Annotated in this window: 12 protein-coding genes; 2 read left to right on the top strand and 10 right to left on the bottom strand. The window is 57.7% G+C overall.

Annotated elements, in window-relative coordinates; genetic code table 11:
* Nucleotides 1-2: 2 nt before the first annotated feature.
* Entirely contained in the window at nucleotides 3-449 is a 447-nt protein-coding gene (locus tag Poly24_RS24910) for a putative toxin-antitoxin system toxin component, PIN family (protein WP_197452158.1), read from the bottom strand.
* A gap of 531 nt (nucleotides 450-980) precedes the next feature.
* Between Poly24_RS24910 and Poly24_RS24905 the strand changes: the two genes are divergently transcribed.
* Nucleotides 981-2,117 carry a transposase gene (locus tag Poly24_RS24905; RefSeq protein WP_145101977.1) on the top strand — a complete coding sequence of 379 codons (1,137 nt, stop codon included), beginning with the start codon at nucleotides 981-983 and terminating at the stop codon, nucleotides 2,115-2,117.
* Nucleotides 2,118-2,417: 300 nt separating this feature from the next.
* Here Poly24_RS24905 and Poly24_RS24900 read toward each other — a convergent pair whose 3' ends face one another.
* The 9 genes from Poly24_RS24900 to Poly24_RS24860 all read right to left on the bottom strand — a co-directional run bounded on the left by Poly24_RS24900 (nucleotide 2,418) and on the right by Poly24_RS24860 (nucleotide 14,992).
* The gene (locus tag Poly24_RS24900) at nucleotides 2,418-4,613 is read right to left on the bottom strand and encodes a peroxidase family protein (protein WP_145101975.1); all 2,196 of its coding nucleotides are present in this window, start codon (nucleotides 4,611-4,613) and stop codon (nucleotides 2,418-2,420) included.
* 122 nt (nucleotides 4,614-4,735) lie between these two features.
* Nucleotides 4,736-6,043 (bottom strand): glucose-6-phosphate isomerase, encoded by a 1,308-nt coding sequence (locus tag Poly24_RS24895; RefSeq protein ID WP_145101973.1) that lies wholly within the window; start codon nucleotides 6,041-6,043, stop codon nucleotides 4,736-4,738.
* Nucleotides 6,044-6,104: 61 nt separating this feature from the next.
* Entirely contained in the window at nucleotides 6,105-7,721 is a 1,617-nt protein-coding gene (gene gpmI, locus Poly24_RS24890; RefSeq protein WP_145101971.1) for a 2,3-bisphosphoglycerate-independent phosphoglycerate mutase, read from the bottom strand.
* A gap of 185 nt (nucleotides 7,722-7,906) precedes the next feature.
* Entirely contained in the window at nucleotides 7,907-8,863 is a 957-nt protein-coding gene (locus Poly24_RS24885; protein WP_145101969.1) for an HTTM domain-containing protein, read from the bottom strand.
* Entirely contained in the window at nucleotides 8,860-9,504 is a 645-nt protein-coding gene (locus Poly24_RS24880; protein ID WP_145101967.1) for a hypothetical protein, read from the bottom strand. The genes Poly24_RS24885 and Poly24_RS24880 overlap by 4 nt, the downstream gene beginning before the upstream one ends.
* A gap of 93 nt (nucleotides 9,505-9,597) precedes the next feature.
* Nucleotides 9,598-10,812, bottom strand: coding sequence for a TIGR03000 domain-containing protein (locus Poly24_RS24875; RefSeq protein ID WP_231753339.1), 1,215 nt, complete (start codon nucleotides 10,810-10,812; stop codon nucleotides 9,598-9,600).
* A 475-nt stretch (nucleotides 10,813-11,287) separates the two neighbouring features.
* Complete coding sequence (locus Poly24_RS24870; RefSeq protein WP_145101965.1) at nucleotides 11,288-12,487, bottom strand: protein-L-isoaspartate(D-aspartate) O-methyltransferase; 1,200 nt, start codon at nucleotides 12,485-12,487, stop codon at nucleotides 11,288-11,290.
* Between the two features lie 222 nt (nucleotides 12,488-12,709).
* The gene (locus Poly24_RS24865; protein ID WP_231753338.1) at nucleotides 12,710-14,290 is read right to left on the bottom strand and encodes a Ppx/GppA phosphatase family protein; all 1,581 of its coding nucleotides are present in this window, start codon (nucleotides 14,288-14,290) and stop codon (nucleotides 12,710-12,712) included.
* A 78-nt stretch (nucleotides 14,291-14,368) separates the two neighbouring features.
* Entirely contained in the window at nucleotides 14,369-14,992 is a 624-nt protein-coding gene (locus Poly24_RS24860) for an HAD family hydrolase (RefSeq protein WP_197452157.1), read from the bottom strand.
* Between the two features lie 269 nt (nucleotides 14,993-15,261).
* Between Poly24_RS24860 and Poly24_RS24855 the strand changes: the two genes are divergently transcribed.
* The gene (locus Poly24_RS24855; RefSeq protein ID WP_145101961.1) at nucleotides 15,262-17,211 is read left to right on the top strand and encodes a prenyltransferase/squalene oxidase repeat-containing protein; all 1,950 of its coding nucleotides are present in this window, start codon (nucleotides 15,262-15,264) and stop codon (nucleotides 17,209-17,211) included.
* Nucleotides 17,212-17,350: the final 139 nt, after the last annotated feature.

The following is a 17,350-nucleotide window of genomic DNA, read 5'->3' as shown; positions in this document are numbered from 1 at the left end:
GGTCAATTTCCTAAATCGTAAAGTGTCCAACATTCGATTGGTGTCATCACATCCCATCCATGCTTGACGAGATCGGCACAATCAAAATCGCGAACGTTATAGGTGATGATGATCGCCGTTGCGGCGATCGCAGCTTCGATGAACTTATTATCCGCTTCATCGCTCAGATTCGGACGCCAACTAAAACGCAGTTGCGTTTGGTGTGACAGCGAAATCAGCTCCAAGACCAAATCGGAATTCTGCTTAGCCGTCAGGCCAGTCAATTTCCGTACCGTCGGCCGCGACAAAACGTCTGTGTACTCCGCAATGATCCCTTCGGTAAGCATCAACGGAACACGACGGTTAAGCACCGCCATCAGCACACGATAGGCCATGCTTTGTTCCTGTCGACACGCTCCAGCGACCAATACATTCGTATCGAGAACGACAGGAGGGCAGACGATTTTCAATGGATGCCTCACATACAACCGGAAAAATCCTGATACCGTATTGTGCTACATCAAATTCATCGCGTCAACAAATATTGCCGAGCCACTCTCGCGATGACAATCGAGAGAGTGGTGGTAAAGAGCAATTCCCTGGCGTAGATCGGCAAGCACCTCTGAATAAATGAGAGTATGCCGCCCTCCGGGCTATCCAGTCCGCTAGGTTCTCAGGCCGGAGGCCGACACAAGAACTGCCGGCGGTGTAAGCCGCCGGATCGAGAATGACGCCCAAGCCAACTCCAGGCCGGAGGCCGGCACACGAACTGCCGGCGGTGTCAGCCGCCGGATCGAGAGTGACGCCCAAACCAACTCCAGGCCGGAGGCCGACACAATGTGAGTGCGAGTCTGTCGCCCTCCGGGCTTGGTATCGCTTGTCGCTTTGGGACCGGAGGCTGACGCCGAGCCCTTTCAAGCTAGCATGGGCATGCCGTGGCATCTGTTTTGCACTGATATCTAAGTAGCTTATTTATCGAAAGTTACGCGAAACGAGGTGGAATGATGACTGTTGATGAACTGCTTGATCGCTTCAAAAATGAGTGCCCTGTGGCGATGGGTACTCGACTGATGCTCAATCATCTGCTCAGCGACGAGCGAATGGACACTCTATTTGCCACTCACGCAGGCTCTCAAAGATGCGGTGAACTCCTGTTCTCATCGGTCGCTGACATCATGGCCTGTGTTGCCTTGAACATCAAACCTTCGGTCAACGCTGCTTACAAAAAGCACAAAGAAAAACTAAAAGTCTCTGTCACATCCGTTTATAACAAGCTGCAAGGTATCGAGACCCAAGTGAGCCGCGCCTTGGTAAGTGAAACGGCGGCCGAGCTTTCGCAGCTGTGGGACCATCTCGAAGGTCCCAAACCACCGCCTGTGTTGAGCGGTTACAAGACACGGATCATCGACGGCAACCATCTCGCTGGGACCGAGCATCGAATCAAAGAGCTTCGGAACCTCGGCGCAGCGGCCTTGCCTGGCACCACTATCCCCATCTTAGATCCCGACAAGAAGTTACTCGTCGATGTGATTCTTAGTCGCGATGGGCATGCCAACGAAGCCACGTTACATCCGGAGATTCTTGAGCTTGTTGAAAAGGGGGAGGTCTGGATCGGTGACCGTCATTTTGCTTCACAGAAGATGATGACCACGATTGCCTTGGACAAGAAAGCCTTCTTTGTTTTTCGTCATTCAAAGGCCTTGTTGCCAAATTGGGAACCGCAAGGAGAACGCCGGGAAATCGGGCGTTGTGACGGCGGAACACTGTACGAACAGAAGATCGCCTTTACCTATCAAGGCCTTGCGATTTGCCCGCGGCGGATCACGATCGAACTTGACACACCAACTCGCAAGGGCGACACCGCCGTTCATGTTTTGACCAATCTTCCCCAGCGGGTTAGTGCGAAACACGTGGCGAATGCTTATCGCAAGCGATGGAATATCGAAACCGCATTCCAGCATCTTGCCACGACACTGAACAGCGAGATAAACACGCTTGGATATCCTCAAGCGGCCCTGTTCAGTTTTTGCATGTCGATGATGATGTACAACCTAATAAGCGTGATGAAAACATCGATTGGCTGTGCAGCAGGTGACGCGGATTTTTTCCAGTTACTATGCAGCCAACGACGTCTCTGAATCGTGGAAGGGCTTCATGACGGCTGTGACTGAAAAGGAGTTTGATTCAGTTTATGGAAAACTAACCCTCAAGCAGCTCGCCAAGGAGTTGGTCGACGTCGCTCGGAAACTCGATTTCAGTCAATACCGAAAGAGTCACCGAGGCCCCAAGAGGCCACCACCGAAAAGGAAAAGCGGAAATCGTGGTAACCATGAATCGACAGCTAGAATCCTCGACCAAAGAGCCCCGGGATGCTAGCTTGAAAGGGCTCGGCTGACGCCTCCGGCAGTTCGTATGCCGCCCTCCGGGCTACCAAGCCGTTAGACGACAATCTCGAAATCGAGGCCTCGCAAGCGGGTGGCGCCGTTGGAGACGAGGAGGTCGAGTGTCTCGCCGGTCTCGGCGAGACGGATCTGATATTCGCCCGTGTGGACGAAGTTGCTGAAGCGGTAGCTCCCTTTGCGATCGGTGGTCGTGCTATCGATCACGTTCCCTTCGTCATCCAGCAACTCCAGTTCGACTCCTTCGACAGCGACATCGCGACTCGAATTGTTGTTCCGATTCGACGACGAGCTTCGCGACCGATTCGACGCGGAATTGTCGACAGCTTGTGTGACCGTTCCACTGACCGTGGCGTTCATGAAGAAGACGTTCTCCTGCAACCCTTCGACGTTGGTGTTTCGTTCGATGATGTCGGCCAACGTCGTCTGCTGCAACTCTTTCAGCTCGCGACCTTCAAAAACGTTCTCATACCAGAACCGATCTCCGTCGCGGATCCTTTCGAATTGATCGGAGATGATCGCTTGATGAGTTTCGCCAACCGACGCTCCGCGAACATGATCCTCCGCCAACAGACCGACCCACAGATCGATGTTGTTGACGTCGCCATACAGCGACTCCAGCTTGCCTTGCAGTTCGACATCGCTGGTGATGTCGGCGAAGCTCTCGACCGGATCGAGCCCATAGGCGACGCGGGTGCTGTTGTAATCAGCCAATCCGTGATCGCGGCCGCGTTGGATGTTCAGCGATACCAGATCAAAACCGCCGGCACCGGGAGGCCCGAACAGGAAGTTCCGCAGGCTATCGACGACCTCCAGATCGATCTGCATCGATTGCGACGACGCATCGTATTTCAGGATCGAATCGATTCCCGTCTCTTCCAACAGCGAGGGGTTGAAAAACGCTTCGGTCAACGAAATTTCGTCGCGGACCTCAAGCCCGTCGTTATCGAAGAATTCGATGTCGTCGTTGAGCGTACTGTGGCCAAACCGGAACGCGGCAGTCGAGAACTCGTTGGCGATCGAAGGATTGACCGAGGCGTCGTAGCCATCGTAGGAGTCGATCGCATTGTTACCCAACAGTGCCGGCAGGAACTCGTTGTAGGTGATCGATTGGATTTCAGCGATCACGATCGCGCGGGCTTGTTGGTAGATCTCCTCGTCGGTCAGATCGGGATCCGCCGCGGAGATCTCGTCGGCCAGGCGATTATGTTCGCGTGCGAACAGCGTTTGAATCGCGGTCAACGAAATGTTTTCGCTGGCACGAATATCGCCCGCGATCACCATTCCCGATTCATCCAACGGCAGCAGGCCGTCGTCGGTGATCACCAAGCGGCCTCCTTCGAACGAACGCAATCCGTCGGCGGTCTCTTGATCCGATCCATAGACCTGCGAACCATCGATGTAGGCGGTGATCGCGTTGACCTGTTCCCGCGGATTGTCGACCGAAGTGCCGGTGGTCAAATCGTACACCGAACGACTCAGCCCAATCGTCACGTCGCCCGTACCGCTGGGGTCGAAGTACGGATCGCCAGCGGGTACTGCGATGTCGAACGTTTCGCCATCCTCTTGAGACAGCGAGAGATCGATGTCGTGGTCGATGAACTGTCCCCAAACGTAGATGAACGCCGACAGGCCACGATCGTTCCCCTCGCTATCGACGCTGGCATCGCTCAACACATTGCTGATCTCCCGAGCGCTCGGCCGATCCTCGCCACCGGGCTCCGAGATCCCATCGGCATAGTCAGCATCGGCGACCCGCAATAGCGTCGTTCCGGCGGCTCCAAGGTTCTCATCTTCCAAATTGTTCCCTGTGCCGTCGATCGAACGGACCTCATCGGGCAGGTCAGGGACCGTGGTTTCCGTATCGGTAGGCGAGTCGTTGCGGTCCTTGTCGCCGCCGCGATTGATTCGGTTGAGCACGCGCAGGGCATCGATGGGGCTACGGCGGCCGTCGTTGTTGACGTCGGTGAACATCCCCCCTTCGTCGCTTTGGTTCCGCTGGATCGCGTTCAAGATCGCCAATGCGTCGACGGGCGAAACGATTCCGTCGTCGTTCACATCTTCGGAATCGAAAAAGTTGTGTTGGAATAGATTCAAATCCGCAGCCAACAGTTGACGCGATTCGAGTGTTTCGCTGCGCAGTCGGCGATGACGCCGCCGCGGACGCTTAGCGGCGCGATTCGATTTGGACCACAAAGAATTAAACAGCGTCCGGAATGTATCCGCAGGTTTCATCGCCGCACCTTTTACCCAATGCCTAGAGAAGAGAAGAGTCATGCTTCTCGTAAAAGGCACTTTCTGCACCGAGATTGTCACGCGCAGGGTGAAATTTTTACGGACTTACCGCGGGACGTTCACTATTTTGTGCTGGGTTTGTCCTTCGAATCGCAGTTTTGTAGACGGCATTCGAGCGTCGTGGTGAGCATCAGCATATGGAACAGCTGACCTAGCGAGTGCGTGTCGATTTCGTGCATTCGCAGCTGAGTCGTCGGGCATCCAGCTGTGTGCAGTGCCGCATCGGAGTCGGCGATCGCTTGGGTCATCAAGTCGGGCAGTTTGCGGTCGGATAACGCGTTCAGTCCGTCGTGGTCGCCATCGCTCTGCCCGACCTGCCACGGGTCGGCCCGATGCTGTTGGACGATTACGTGGTTGACGACTTTGCCCTGCAGGTTCGTTGGATCGAGGTGGTGCCCGTCGCGAGGGCTGACCGTCGTTAGCGGCAGCACCGGGGATCCCGAACCGGCGAGCAGTTGGTCGTGCCAGAGGCCAAACGTTTCGAGTGCCGATCCCCAGACATTCATCACGCGTCGATCGATCCCGCGATGCGTTTGCAGCAGATGATGGATGGCGACGTATTGCAGCACGAGGTTGGATTCGGGAGGAGCGGCCCTAAAGTGTTCATCCATCGCCGCGGCCCCTTCGAGCAGCTGGACGCAGTCCAACCCGAGCATCGCGGCGGGCAAGACGCCGGCGGCGGAGAGGACGTTGAACCGTTCGTCGAGTTCGTTGGAGACCGGGAAGATCTCCTTGCACCCGATCGCCTGGGCGAGGTCGCGCAGCTTGCTCGGTTGGTCGGTCACGGGAAGGAGCAATTCGGGCAGCCACTGTGCCGCGTCGTCGGCGAGCGATTCCTCCATCGCCGGCAGGAACTGACGCAGCGCCAACGCTCGCTCTCGCGTTTCCCCCGCCGGATCGATCACGACCATCGCCCAACGCCGAACCACCGGATCGATCGCTGTCAGATCGCGTCCCAGCCGATGCAACAGGGCACTCGACGCATCGTTGTCGAGATCGTTGCCGGTGAAATACATCCGCGGCTTGCTGCCACGGCCACCGCGAGACAATTCGTTGTGGTAGGGATCGCAGCAGGCATCGCGGAGCGCTTGGACACCGCGATAAGCTCCGCCGCCGGCGAGGACCACGACCGCATCGACTTCGTCGTGCAAGCGGTTGGCGACGCGAAAGATCTGCCCCAGCGGGCTGTCGTCGCGAAGCTCGTTGTAGCCGTCCAACAACTCGCGTGGAAGCGAAGCGAACGGCGGAGCAACAGCGACGAACTCCTGTTGCAACTCGAGCAACTTGGGGGCCAGTTCCGCAATTTGAGCTTCAGTCACGCCATAATTGGCATCGACCGCACCCGAATAATCAAATTGAATCCGACCCACAAATTGCCTTTGCAAGAGATGTCACGAACCCGCGGCGGGATCGTCCGCGGGGAGGCCCCGATCAATCGATGGCGATCAACGATTCACCGGTCATCTCTTCCGGCTTTTCCAAGCCCAATAGGGCCAGAGCGGTCGGTGCGATATCGGCCAATCGGCCGCCGCTGCGCAGTTGCTTGCCGTCCAGGCCCGGTTCGACGACGATCAACGGCACATCGTAGGTCGTGTGCGCGGTGTGCGGGCCGCCGGTTTCCGGATTGATCATCTGTTCGCAATTGCCGTGGTCGGCGGTCACGATCAGCGAACCGCCCGCGGCTAGCGTCGCTTCGACGATCTTGCCGACACATTCATCGACGACTTCGACCGCCTTGATCGCTGCGTTCAGGTTACCGGTGTGGCCGACCATGTCGCCGTTGGCGTAGTTCATGATGATCAGATCGGTCTTGCCCGCTGCGATCTCTTGCAGCACGCGGTCGGTAATCCCAGCGGCCGACATCTCCGGTTTCTGATCGTAGGTCGACACGTCGCGCGGCGACTGCAACATCCCACGCTCTTCGTTTTCGAAAGGATCGTCGCGGTAGTCGTTGAAGAAGAAGGTGACGTGAGGATACTTTTCGGTCTCCGCACAACGGAACTGCTTCAGGCCCAAGGTGCTGATGTACTGGCCCAGGATGTTTGGCATCTTCGCTGGTTTTTCGAAGATCACGTGGACGGGCAGGCCGGTTTCGTAGCCGGTCATCGTGGCGAAGTAGAGGTTGTCGATCTTTTCACCGCGATCGAATCCGCCGCCGTCGATGTTCGCCCACTCGGTGTCGTCGTAGGTGAAGGCTTTGGTCAGTTCGCGTGTTCGGTCGCCACGGTAGTTCAAGAAGATCACCGCGTCGCCCGCTTTGACAAGCTGCTTCGGATCGACGGTGTCGGCGTCCGATACGGTGATCGGAGTGATGAATTCGTCGCCGGTGCGATTCGATTCGGTTGGGTTGTCGTAATAGCTCTGGATCGCTTCGCTAGCTGTCGCCGCGGTTTGTTCGGCACCGCGAGTCATCATGTCGTAGGCGAGTTTGACGCGATCCCAACGCAGGTCGCGGTCCATCGCATAATAACGACCGATCACGCTGCCGACTTTGCCAACGCCTTCGGATGCAAGGTTCTCTTGCAGTTTTGCCACGTAGCCCAAGCCGCCGGTCGGCGCGGTGTCGCGGCCGTCGGTGATCGCATGGACGATGTAGCGGTCGCCCGCCAAGCCGCTTCGCTTGACCAATTCGGTGACGGCAAACGCGTGTTCCAGGTCGCTGTGCACGCGTCCGTCGGACATCAATCCGACCAGGTGCAGCGAGCCGCCGGAAGCTTTGACGTGCGCGATCGCTTCCTGCAGCACGGGGTTCTCGAAGAACTCTCCCTTGCGAATCGAACGGGTGATCCGCATCACTTCTTGATCGACGATCCGGCCGGCACCGATGTTCTGGTGGCCGACTTCGCTGTTCCCCATCACGCCCGCTGGCAGACCAACATCTTCGCCCGATGTCTTGATCAGCGTGTTGGGATAGCTTTGCATCAAAGCGTCGGAGACTGGAGTCTTGCCCATGAGGACCGCATTGGATTGATCCCATTTCGAAAAGGGATTTTGTCCCCAACCATCACGAACGATCACAACAACAGGTTTTCGGCGAACTTCAGTCACAGGTGACTCTCCAAATAATAAGTCAGGCAAACTCTGACAAACGACGGGCGTGGTCGCAGGATCCGACCAGCGGCCGGCATCCAGCGAGAGGATCCATCGTACCGAAAACGTCTTTTTTTCGATACCGGCCCGGCGACGTTGGCGACCCGCAAATCGAGTCGCCCGAAACGTTTACGCTGCAAAAATCAGGCTTTGGGCGGCCGTTGCCCAACCGTCTGCAAGATCGCTGCCGGAATGAAGATTGCGTTAGCGATGATCATCGTCACGCCAAAGGTGATCATGCCCAGGAACATCGCGATTCCGCCGTGGACCATCACCGCCGTCAACAGCACCCAGGGGCGAGTCAGCCGCGGCCAAACCAATGCACAGTAGAAGGTTTCCCAAAGGACCGTCGCGTGCGAAAGAGCGGCGAACAGAATCGGATAGTGAACGATCCAGGTCATGTTCATCGATTGGTATTCGTAATTGGAAACCGCAAACCAGGTCGCCGTTCCATCCCACCACATCTCGCCACGCATCTTGCTGACACCACCAAACAGATAGATCACACACAGATGCAGCTGCATCAGCCGTGTGCCGATGTTGGCAGCGATCGAAGGGGAGGCCGATGGCAACCACCATCGCGACGGCTGCCCCGTGGCTAGGCGACGACGACGCAGCCAAGCGTCGACCGACCAGACCGATCCGCAGGGTGTCAGCATCAGATACATCGTGATCATCGTCGTCATCTGGTCCAATCCAAACAACGCTCCGGTCAACCGATGCATGTACATCAATTGAAGAAACCACGCCGCCGGAGCGGTCAGCCGCGTGAGGAACCCGCAGGCAAAGCAGATCGTCACGGCGATCGTGACCAGATGGTGCGTCCACAGGATCGCTGGGCTATCGACGTACCAAAGATAAGACCAGGCGTAATCGTTTTCGTGCAACTGGCGCACCGTATCGGTCGTGACCCAGGCATCAGTGCCGACAAATGCAAGCAGCTGAGACGCCAGCACCAGGTGCGTGTACAGCAGCATCAACCCGATCGCGATCCGGATCGCGGCCAAGGTATGCGGCGCGGTGGGGGTGAACCAAAACCGATCCCACAGCGTGGTGAGTTCGGTGAAATAGTTGGCGATCCAGCGAGACGGTTTGTTCATGGTGCGATCCCATCGAAAGCCGGCAGGCCATCGGGCAACGTCAGATACAGCCGCTCGTGTTCCAGATCGATCTGTTCTTCGATGAACTCAGGAATCCCCGGCATTCGGTGTTCGACGCGATCGATCTGCACCGCGCTACCGCCATGGACGTGTTGCAGGTGATTGGCAAAACCGTCGCGGATCATTTCATAGCGGTCGCGGCCGGATCGCCATTCGCGAAAGATGACACTGTCACGTGGCACGTCGGGCGGAAGCGATTGAGGCTCGTGCAAGTTGTGTAAAAACTCGGTCAACATAAAGTGGCGGTGATACAGCAAGCGAGGCCACTGGTTGGTGCGATCGGGAAAGGTCTCGGTTTGCGGCTGGCCATCGGCATCGGTCCAGCTGGCCTCGACGAGATGGCTGGGGCCGGGATCGGGAGCAAAAAACGCGTACCCGTGGCTGAGGTAAAGGAAGTCGACGTAGCGGCCGACCGGGGCGCGAAAGATCGATGCGGCGGGTGAGGGACCGCCGGGACCACGCGTTGAAAAGCGGATCGGTTCGGCCACGACCGCCCACAAATGGACGACGACGGCGATGCTGATCGCTATCTTCAACCAACGCGGCGGCGCGAAAGGGGGCGAGAGTGTGTCGTCGTTCATGCGTCAGAAGATAACCGCACGCAGCGCACGAAAAAACCCGCGTTGGAAATTTCCAACGCGGGCTTCTGGGTCGTGTCATTGCGAACGCATTGCTTATCGCATTGCAACCGTTTCGTCAGCGAAATCGAAGGTCAGTTCTGGCGAGCTGCCAGCCGACAACGAAATCGTCTTCTCTTCGGTCAACGTCCGTCCGTTGCGTTGGATCGCAACCGAAACGGTGTAGTCGCTCCAAACTTGACCAGCCTGCAATTGCTTGGTGCGGAAGGTACGTGTGGTACCATCGGCATCGGTCGCGTTGCCAGCCAAAGTCACCTTGGCGTCCGCAGGCACATTAACGGTCAAAACGGTTTCGACAGCATCCGATTCGGTCTCTGGAGCGGCAACGTAAGCTGGCGCTTCAACCGCAGGTGCCGAGTAAACCAACGAACGGGTTTCGCCACCATGCAGGCGGACAACCTTCGATTCGCTGACCAATTGGCCGTTGACGGTGTGTTCGATGCGTACGTCGTACGAATACGAATAACCCGGTGTCAGGCCGCGCGAGACGAATTGGCGGTGTTCGCCAGTGCTGCTGGTCTTGCTGCCGTTGACGTAGACATTGGCATCGGCAGGAACTTGCATCGTCAGCAATGCTTCGCTGGACGAAGTGGTCGATTGCGTTTGATGATACGAAGCGCCTTCGACAGGTGTTTCGATGATCGATTCGCCCTGCGACGATTCGATCATGGGTTCGCTGTAAACCGGTGCCGATTCGTACATTGGTGTCGAATACGATTCGACAGGTGCCGAATAGTAGTTGGCACTGTACGATCCGCTGCTGCCGCCGCTGCTGGCACTGTATCCGCTCGATCCGCCGCTGCTGCCATAGCTGCTGTAGGCGCGATAGGAGCCGTAGCTGCCGCCGCTGCTCGCGTAGCTTCTGGACGAGTATCCGCTCGATCCGCTGCTGCTTGAATATCCGCTGACGTAGCCGCTCGATCCGCCACTGCTGGCGCGCGCTGCGTGCCATGCTTGGTGCCGGGCCTTGATTCGTTTCAGAATCCCAAAGTGTCCCGAGCTACCGCCGCTGGAACCCGAGCTGCCATAGCTGGCGCCCGAACTTCCGTAGCTGCTGTACGAAACGGAGTAACTGCCATAGCTACCGCTGCTTCCGCCCGAGCTGCCGTACGATCCGTAGCTGCCCGAAGAGCCCGAGCTGCCCGAAGAACCGTAACTGCCGAAGGAGCCCCACCCGGCGTGTGCGGTGTCCCCAACAAGTGTCATCGCCACGGCTGCTAGTGCAACCGGCATCCATTGAATTCGTCGCATGAGTCAGAACCTCCCGATCCTTTCCAACTTATCCCAAAATCTACATTAAGCGTGTTCGCGATTTCGCGCCCAGAATACCCAGAAAGGATAATCTTCCCCGGCTGCTATTCAAGCTTGCTAGTCCTAATTATTTCAATGAATAATTTGATTTAGGGTCAAGCTGCAGAGATAAAACGACTGCAACGGCTTGCCCGATTGCGATCGCACACCTGGTTTTCCAACGCCACGCATTACGTGTTAACCACTAGGCGTGGTGGGTGATTGTTCACCACCTCCAGGGTGGTGGTTCGCGTTGGTCGCACACCCGTTTGTGTTGTTGGTGATTCTGAAGGGGTGGTTTGTCGCCTTGGATTTCACGCTGATTGCGGAGTCATCCGATCGGCAGATGCTCCGCCGACGCGAGGGGACGCCATCGGCAATGGTCCCCCCCAATTGCGATGCCAACGGTTGCCCAGCGGCGAGTGACGGAAGCTCGCTACAGTTCGGGCGTCAGTGTCACGTCATCGAAATCAATGGTCCCGACGGCTCCAAAGAGGCCGATACGGACGATTGCTTCGCGGGTCGTCGGTGGGACGCGGAACGACCGCTGATGCTCGGTCCAGTCGTGGGTCCCGGTAAACGGGCCGATCCAAAACGTCCCCAGTTCGCGACGTTTTTCATCGTAAAAGCTGACCGCCACGACGGGCAGTTGGTCGGGGCGACCCCGGTTATCGATGTTCTGCGTGCGAACTTTACCAGCCAGTCGGACGCGCGGGATTGCTCGGCCGTCGAGTGCTAAGCCTTGCAGTAGGTGAGAATCGCGGCCTGCGGTTTCATTTTGGAAGCGGACAAAGTTACCGGCGCTGGCGGGATCGGGAGTCAATGCAAACTGTCGACCATAATACCAACCGGGCACTTGTTCCGGATCGTCCGACGCGGCATCAAAGCTGCCGTTGACCACTTCGGGATTCTCGCCATCGGGCTGCTTCAAGCGACCATCTTCGGCCGTGCCAGTCATGGGCACAAACAGCGTCGGTCGCAACGATTGCCGGACGATTTTTCCGTCCTTCTTTTCCATCAGATACAGCGTCTGTTGGTACCGTTCACCAACGGGTATCACCATCCGGCCCCCTTCCTTTAATTGATCAACCAAAGGTTGCGGGACCGATTCGGGCGAGCAGGTGACGATGATTTTGTCGAACGGTGCCGCTTCAGGCCAACCTAAAAAGCCGTCACCGACTTTTGCCGAGACATTTTTGTAACCGAGGCGTTTGAGTGTTGCCGCGGCTTTGATTCCTAGTGGTTCGACGATTTCAATCGTGTAGACATGTTTGACCAATGGGCTCAGCACGGCCGCTTGATAACCGCTGCCGGTGCCGATCTCCAGCACCACATCGTCCGGTTTGCACTGCAACACTTCGGTCATGTGCGCAACGATGAACGGGCTGCTGATCGTCTGCGAATCGCCGATCGGCAAGGCCATGTCGTAGTAGGCTTGGTCCCAAAGCGTACGCGGGATGAATTGATGTCGTGGCGTCGTTTCGATCGATCGCAGGACTCCCGGATCGGTCACGCCAGCAGTGGCCACGCGATCTTGAACCAGCTTTTTGCGTGCTTCTACGTAAGGGTCTTGACCGTTGGCAGCGGTCGCGGCGATGACCAGTAGCGAAAGCAAAAGCGAGAGGCGTAAAGACATGCCGGACGACTCCGAAGGGAAAAGTTAAGACGATCGATCGATTCATGACAGGGCAGGACCTGGTCAGATCGATGAGCCAACCCGGTTGCGGACCGCTCTGTTACAGCCTACCACAATCCAAATGGCCGCCGGGGAATTTTGCCCTACCGTTCGGCGGTCGCTGTCTCGCCTAAACGTGTTATTCGTTGCAACCGTTCCCAGTTACGGGGCATTCCACCGTGGCTACTGTTCGCCTCGCACCATCACGCGCAACCCAAACACTTCTTCAAACAGCGTGCTGTTTTGTCGGATTGCCAATTGTTCCAGCGTGACGTCTTCAAGACGTGCCACTTCGATCACCAACCGATCGCGCTGTTTGATGCATTTGAATTCTTGTACCCGGCCAGATCGGGAATCGTGCATCGCGATGGCCAATCGCAGCAACGCCGCCATCTTGGCAACCGCCACGCGTTCGCCGCGGCTGAGGCTGCCGTAACCCTCGTGGCTGGGTTGCGGGTGCGCCCGGCGATGGTATCGGGCAACCAATGCGACCAATAACACGTCCTGTCGGCTGAGGCCAAAGATTTCGCTGTTGCGGATCAAATACATCGCGTGCTTGTGATTGCTGCGAACATCGACAAACATCCCGATCTCGTGCAACAGAGCTGCCACGTGCAGCATGACTTCATATTTGGCATCCAGTTGATGCTCTTCCTTCAATTGCTCAAAGAATAGGCTGGCCGACGCTGCCACATGTTTTGCGTACGGGGCATCGAAGTCGCACTTCCGTCCCAAAGTAAACGCTGACCGGAGGATCTGGTTACGAAACTCCGCCGTCCAACGTCCATCCGAAGCCATCTCCAGCAGCAGCCCATCGCGGAGATTGGTGTCCGAGACCAGTACGGTATCGAGCTGAAAGCTTCTTGCCAGCATCAGATTGCTTAACAACGCAGGACCCAGCGTGGTCGCATCGGAGAAGTTGACGTTCAGCTTCTGTACGATTTCGTCCTCGTTGTACTGCAACACCACATGGACCAGCGCTTCCAATGCATCGACCGACACGCGTGCCAGCGAACCGCCGTCCCAGTCGCCCAAAATGTGTCCGGCGGCGAACCGCATGTCGCCCCCCAGGGCGATCAGTTCGATTTTTCCATCCTCGGCAAATACCTGCTCGCGGATCCTGGCCACCGTCTGCCGGATCTGCGTCTCCATGATGCTTCGCCGTCGCATGCCGGGAGCGCCTAGCGTTTCCAGTCGCTCAGCGAGTCGCAACGATCCAAGCCGGTGGGTCTCGGAGAACAAGACGTTTCCGCTGCGGACGACCAAGACCTCGGTCGATCCCCCCCCCACTTCCACCACCACCGACTTGGCCACCGCCAACTTGGGATCGCTGTCCAGGTGGGGCTGGATGCCCATGTAAGTGATCCGATTAACCTCCGCCTCTTCGATCGATTCCACCTCCAACCCCGTGGCGATGTAGACCCGATCCAGAAACGCGAGGCGATTGGCCGCTTCGCGGACCGCGCTGGTGGCGACCACACGAATGTCGACCGCCGCCGTGATCCCATACTCGAGCAGCACCTTTTGATATGATCGCAGAATGCGTACACACTCTTCGATCGATGATCGCGAGATCTGCCGCGATTTAAAGACGTCTTCCCCCAACGTGATCTTGCGAGTCAATGAATCGATCGTACGGACCAGCCCTAGATCGCTAATCTCGGCCACGGCCATGCGAATGCTGGTGGCGCCGATATCGATGACCGCGACGGTTCGCGGAGGTAATAAGCCAGCGGAGGAAGAACGTTCAGTTGTATCAGACACAGGAAAGACTCAGCCCCGAATCGGTTGGAAGAGGTTGGTGGCAATTGGCAACACTGCGTTCCCCGATTGTAGCGAAACTCAAACGAAACAGCGGTACCCCATCGCGCGAAGATCTCGCACGAGCGTTGGTGTGTCGACGTAGTGAATCGCTCGCCATCCGCAATCGGTCGCCCCTTGAACGTTTTCAATTCGATCGTCGATGAACAGGATCTGATCCGCTGCGAAACCGGCGATTTCGGCCGCCGCGCTGTAAATCTGCGGATCGGGTTTCATGCAGCCGATTTTGTAGCTCAAAGCTGCCCGCGGGCCGATCAGCCGTAGCAGCCCGTAATTCTGCCGCTGGATCCAATCCCAGTGCGGGCCGCAGGTGTTCGATAGGATTCCCATCGGAATTCCTTCGTTCACCAATCGCGAAACGACGGGCAGCATCGATGTGTTTAAACGGAACATCGCGCTCATCGCTTCTAAGACGTCGTCGGCCGCAGCGCTGCGGCCGACATGGGTGAACAATCGATCGAGGAACTCCGCTTCGTGGATCTTTCCCGATTCCAGCAGTTCTTCGATGCCACTGTCGTACATCGCCGCGCGAATCGTCGGCGAATCGCATCCCAGCAGTTGCCCTACCTGGCGGCACGCGATCTCCGGATCGAATGTCACCAAGACTTTACCCAGATCAAAGTAAACGAAAGTTGATGTCAGCACGTAAGTATCTTTATGATGTGGCAAAAGAGGGAAACGTCTCGCGGTCCGGTGTGTAGAAGCGGCACGCTTGCTTGGGAAAATGGGTCGACGGATGCGACGTCCAGTATGGGGCCGCTGGCTCGGCATCGCCCAGCGTTCGGTAGCCACTTGCGCCAACGGCTGAACTCGACTCAACATATCGCGGCAACTCTCAAAGGCCAAGCCGCAGGCGTGTTCGACGGTTGGGGCGGCTTGCATTCTCGCTGGCGCTGGGACACGCTGGGGGAACCATGATTGAAAACCCAACATCCCACCGAGAAGAAACGTCCGACGCGGGAAGCGTTCCCGACATCGCTGCCTGCCTGCAACGTGTTCGCCAGCAATTGATCAGCGCCCGCGGCGACCAAAAACACTGGACCGGACGCTTGGCCGCTTCCTCGCTGTCGACGGCGACGGCGATCAGTGCGCTGTCGGTCTTCAGCCGCGTCGGCGACGATGAACATGCAGTGTCGGCACGCGAAGCGGTTAAGAAGGGGCTCGTCTGGCTCGATGCCGCGCAAAACGAAGACGGCGGATTTGGGGATACCGATCGCAGTCCGTCGAACATCGCGTCGAGCTTTCTGGCGATGGCAGCCTGGCATCTTGGCGACGATCCGGCGAACCGGACCGAAGCGATCGCGCGACTGCAGAAATACATTGACGGCGAAGGCGGCTGGGCGGGACTGAAGCGACGTTATGGCCGCGACAAGACCTTTGTCGTTCCAATCCTCTCGAACTGTGCGATCGCTGGACTGGTCCCTTGGTCGCGCGTTCCAGCGCTTCCGTTTGAATTGGCGGCGTTTCCGCAAAGCATGTATCGATTTGTGCAGATGCCGGTCGTCAGTTACGCCATTCCCGCATTGGTCGCGATCGGGCAAGCCCGTTACCAGCACGCCGGCACCTGGAATCCGATCACTTGGTTGGCGCGAGCCGCCACCCGCGGCAAGACGCTGGACGTGTTGCAGAAGATGCAGCCCGAAAGCGGCGGCTATTTGGAAGCGACGCCGCTGACCAGTTTCGTTTTGATGAGCCTGTCGTCGATCGGGCACGCTCAACATCCGGTCAGCCGCGACGCTGTGAAGTTCCTGTTGGGCAGCCAGTTGCCCGACGGCAGTTGGCCGATCGACGAAAATCTGGCGACTTGGATCACTTCGCTTTCGTTGGGTGCGTTGGGAAAATCGCAGCCGGACGAACTGGCGCAATTTGTCGACGACGGGACGCTCGACTGGCTGCTCAGTTGCCAGTACCACGAGCGGCATCCGTTCACTGGCGCCGATCCGGGCGGTTGGGGATGGACCGATCTCAGCGGAGCGGTTCCCGATGCCGACGACACGCCGGCGGCGATTTTGGCACTCTCCAAGATTCGAGCTTCGGTCGATCTCGATTCCTCGCGGCGGCAGCAATTAGCTGAAGCTTCGCTTGCGGGAGTCCGTTGGCTGTTGGGGCTGCAGAATCGCAACGGCGGCTGGCCGACCTTCTGCCGCGGCTGGGGCAAGTTGCCGTTCGATCGCAGCGGAAGCGACCTGACGGCGCATGCGATGCGGGCGCTAAACGCTTGGCGAACATCGCTCGAACAAGAGGCCGAGGCTGGCGTTGAGCCAACTGTCGACCCCGCAGAATTGCAAAAAATGAAGCGAGATGTCGCAGCGGCGATCGAACGGGGGTTCGCCTACCTCCAAAAGACGCAGCGAGACGATGGCAGCTGGCTGCCGCTGTGGTTTGGAAACCACGATCTTCCCGACGACGAAAACCCCTACTATGGAACCGCTCGCGTCCTGTTGGCCTATCAAGAACTGGGCCGCGACGAAACTTCGGCCTGCCGTCGGGGTTGGGATTTCCTGGTGAAGACCCAGAACACCGATGGGGGTTGGGGCGGCGGCGCTTCGGTCGGCGACTGGTTGCGACGCCACGGATTGCCCGATCGAAACGCCGAAACGGGACAATTGATCAGCAGTAGCGTTGAGGAAACGGCGGTTGTCGTGGAAGCTCTGTCCGGGAGTGGCTATCCGCCCCACCGAGCAACTATAATCGAAGGCGTCCGATTCCTGTGCGATGCGGTCGACGCCGGTCGATGCGAGCATCCTTGGCCGATCGGATTTTATTTTGCGAAGCTTTGGTATCACGAACAATTGTATCCGCTGGTCTTTACGACCGCCGCGTTGGGACAGGCCCAGCACGCACTGGAACCACGCCAAGCGTAGTGGATCTTGTTCAAAGATCCTGTTGCGCGAGGGATCTTTAACAAGATCCACTACGACGTGAAATGTTGAGAGCCTGTTGCCGCCTACCGTTAGCAAACCGAATATCGTCCCGCCTGCTTGCCCGATCTGCACCGAAGAA

The sequence above is a fragment of the Rosistilla carotiformis genome, assembly GCF_007753095.1.
Taxonomy (GTDB): Bacteria; Planctomycetota; Planctomycetia; order Pirellulales; family Pirellulaceae; genus Rosistilla; species Rosistilla carotiformis.
The sequence above is the reverse complement of the archived record's forward strand: the minus strand, read 5'-3'. Positions and strand labels throughout refer to the sequence as shown.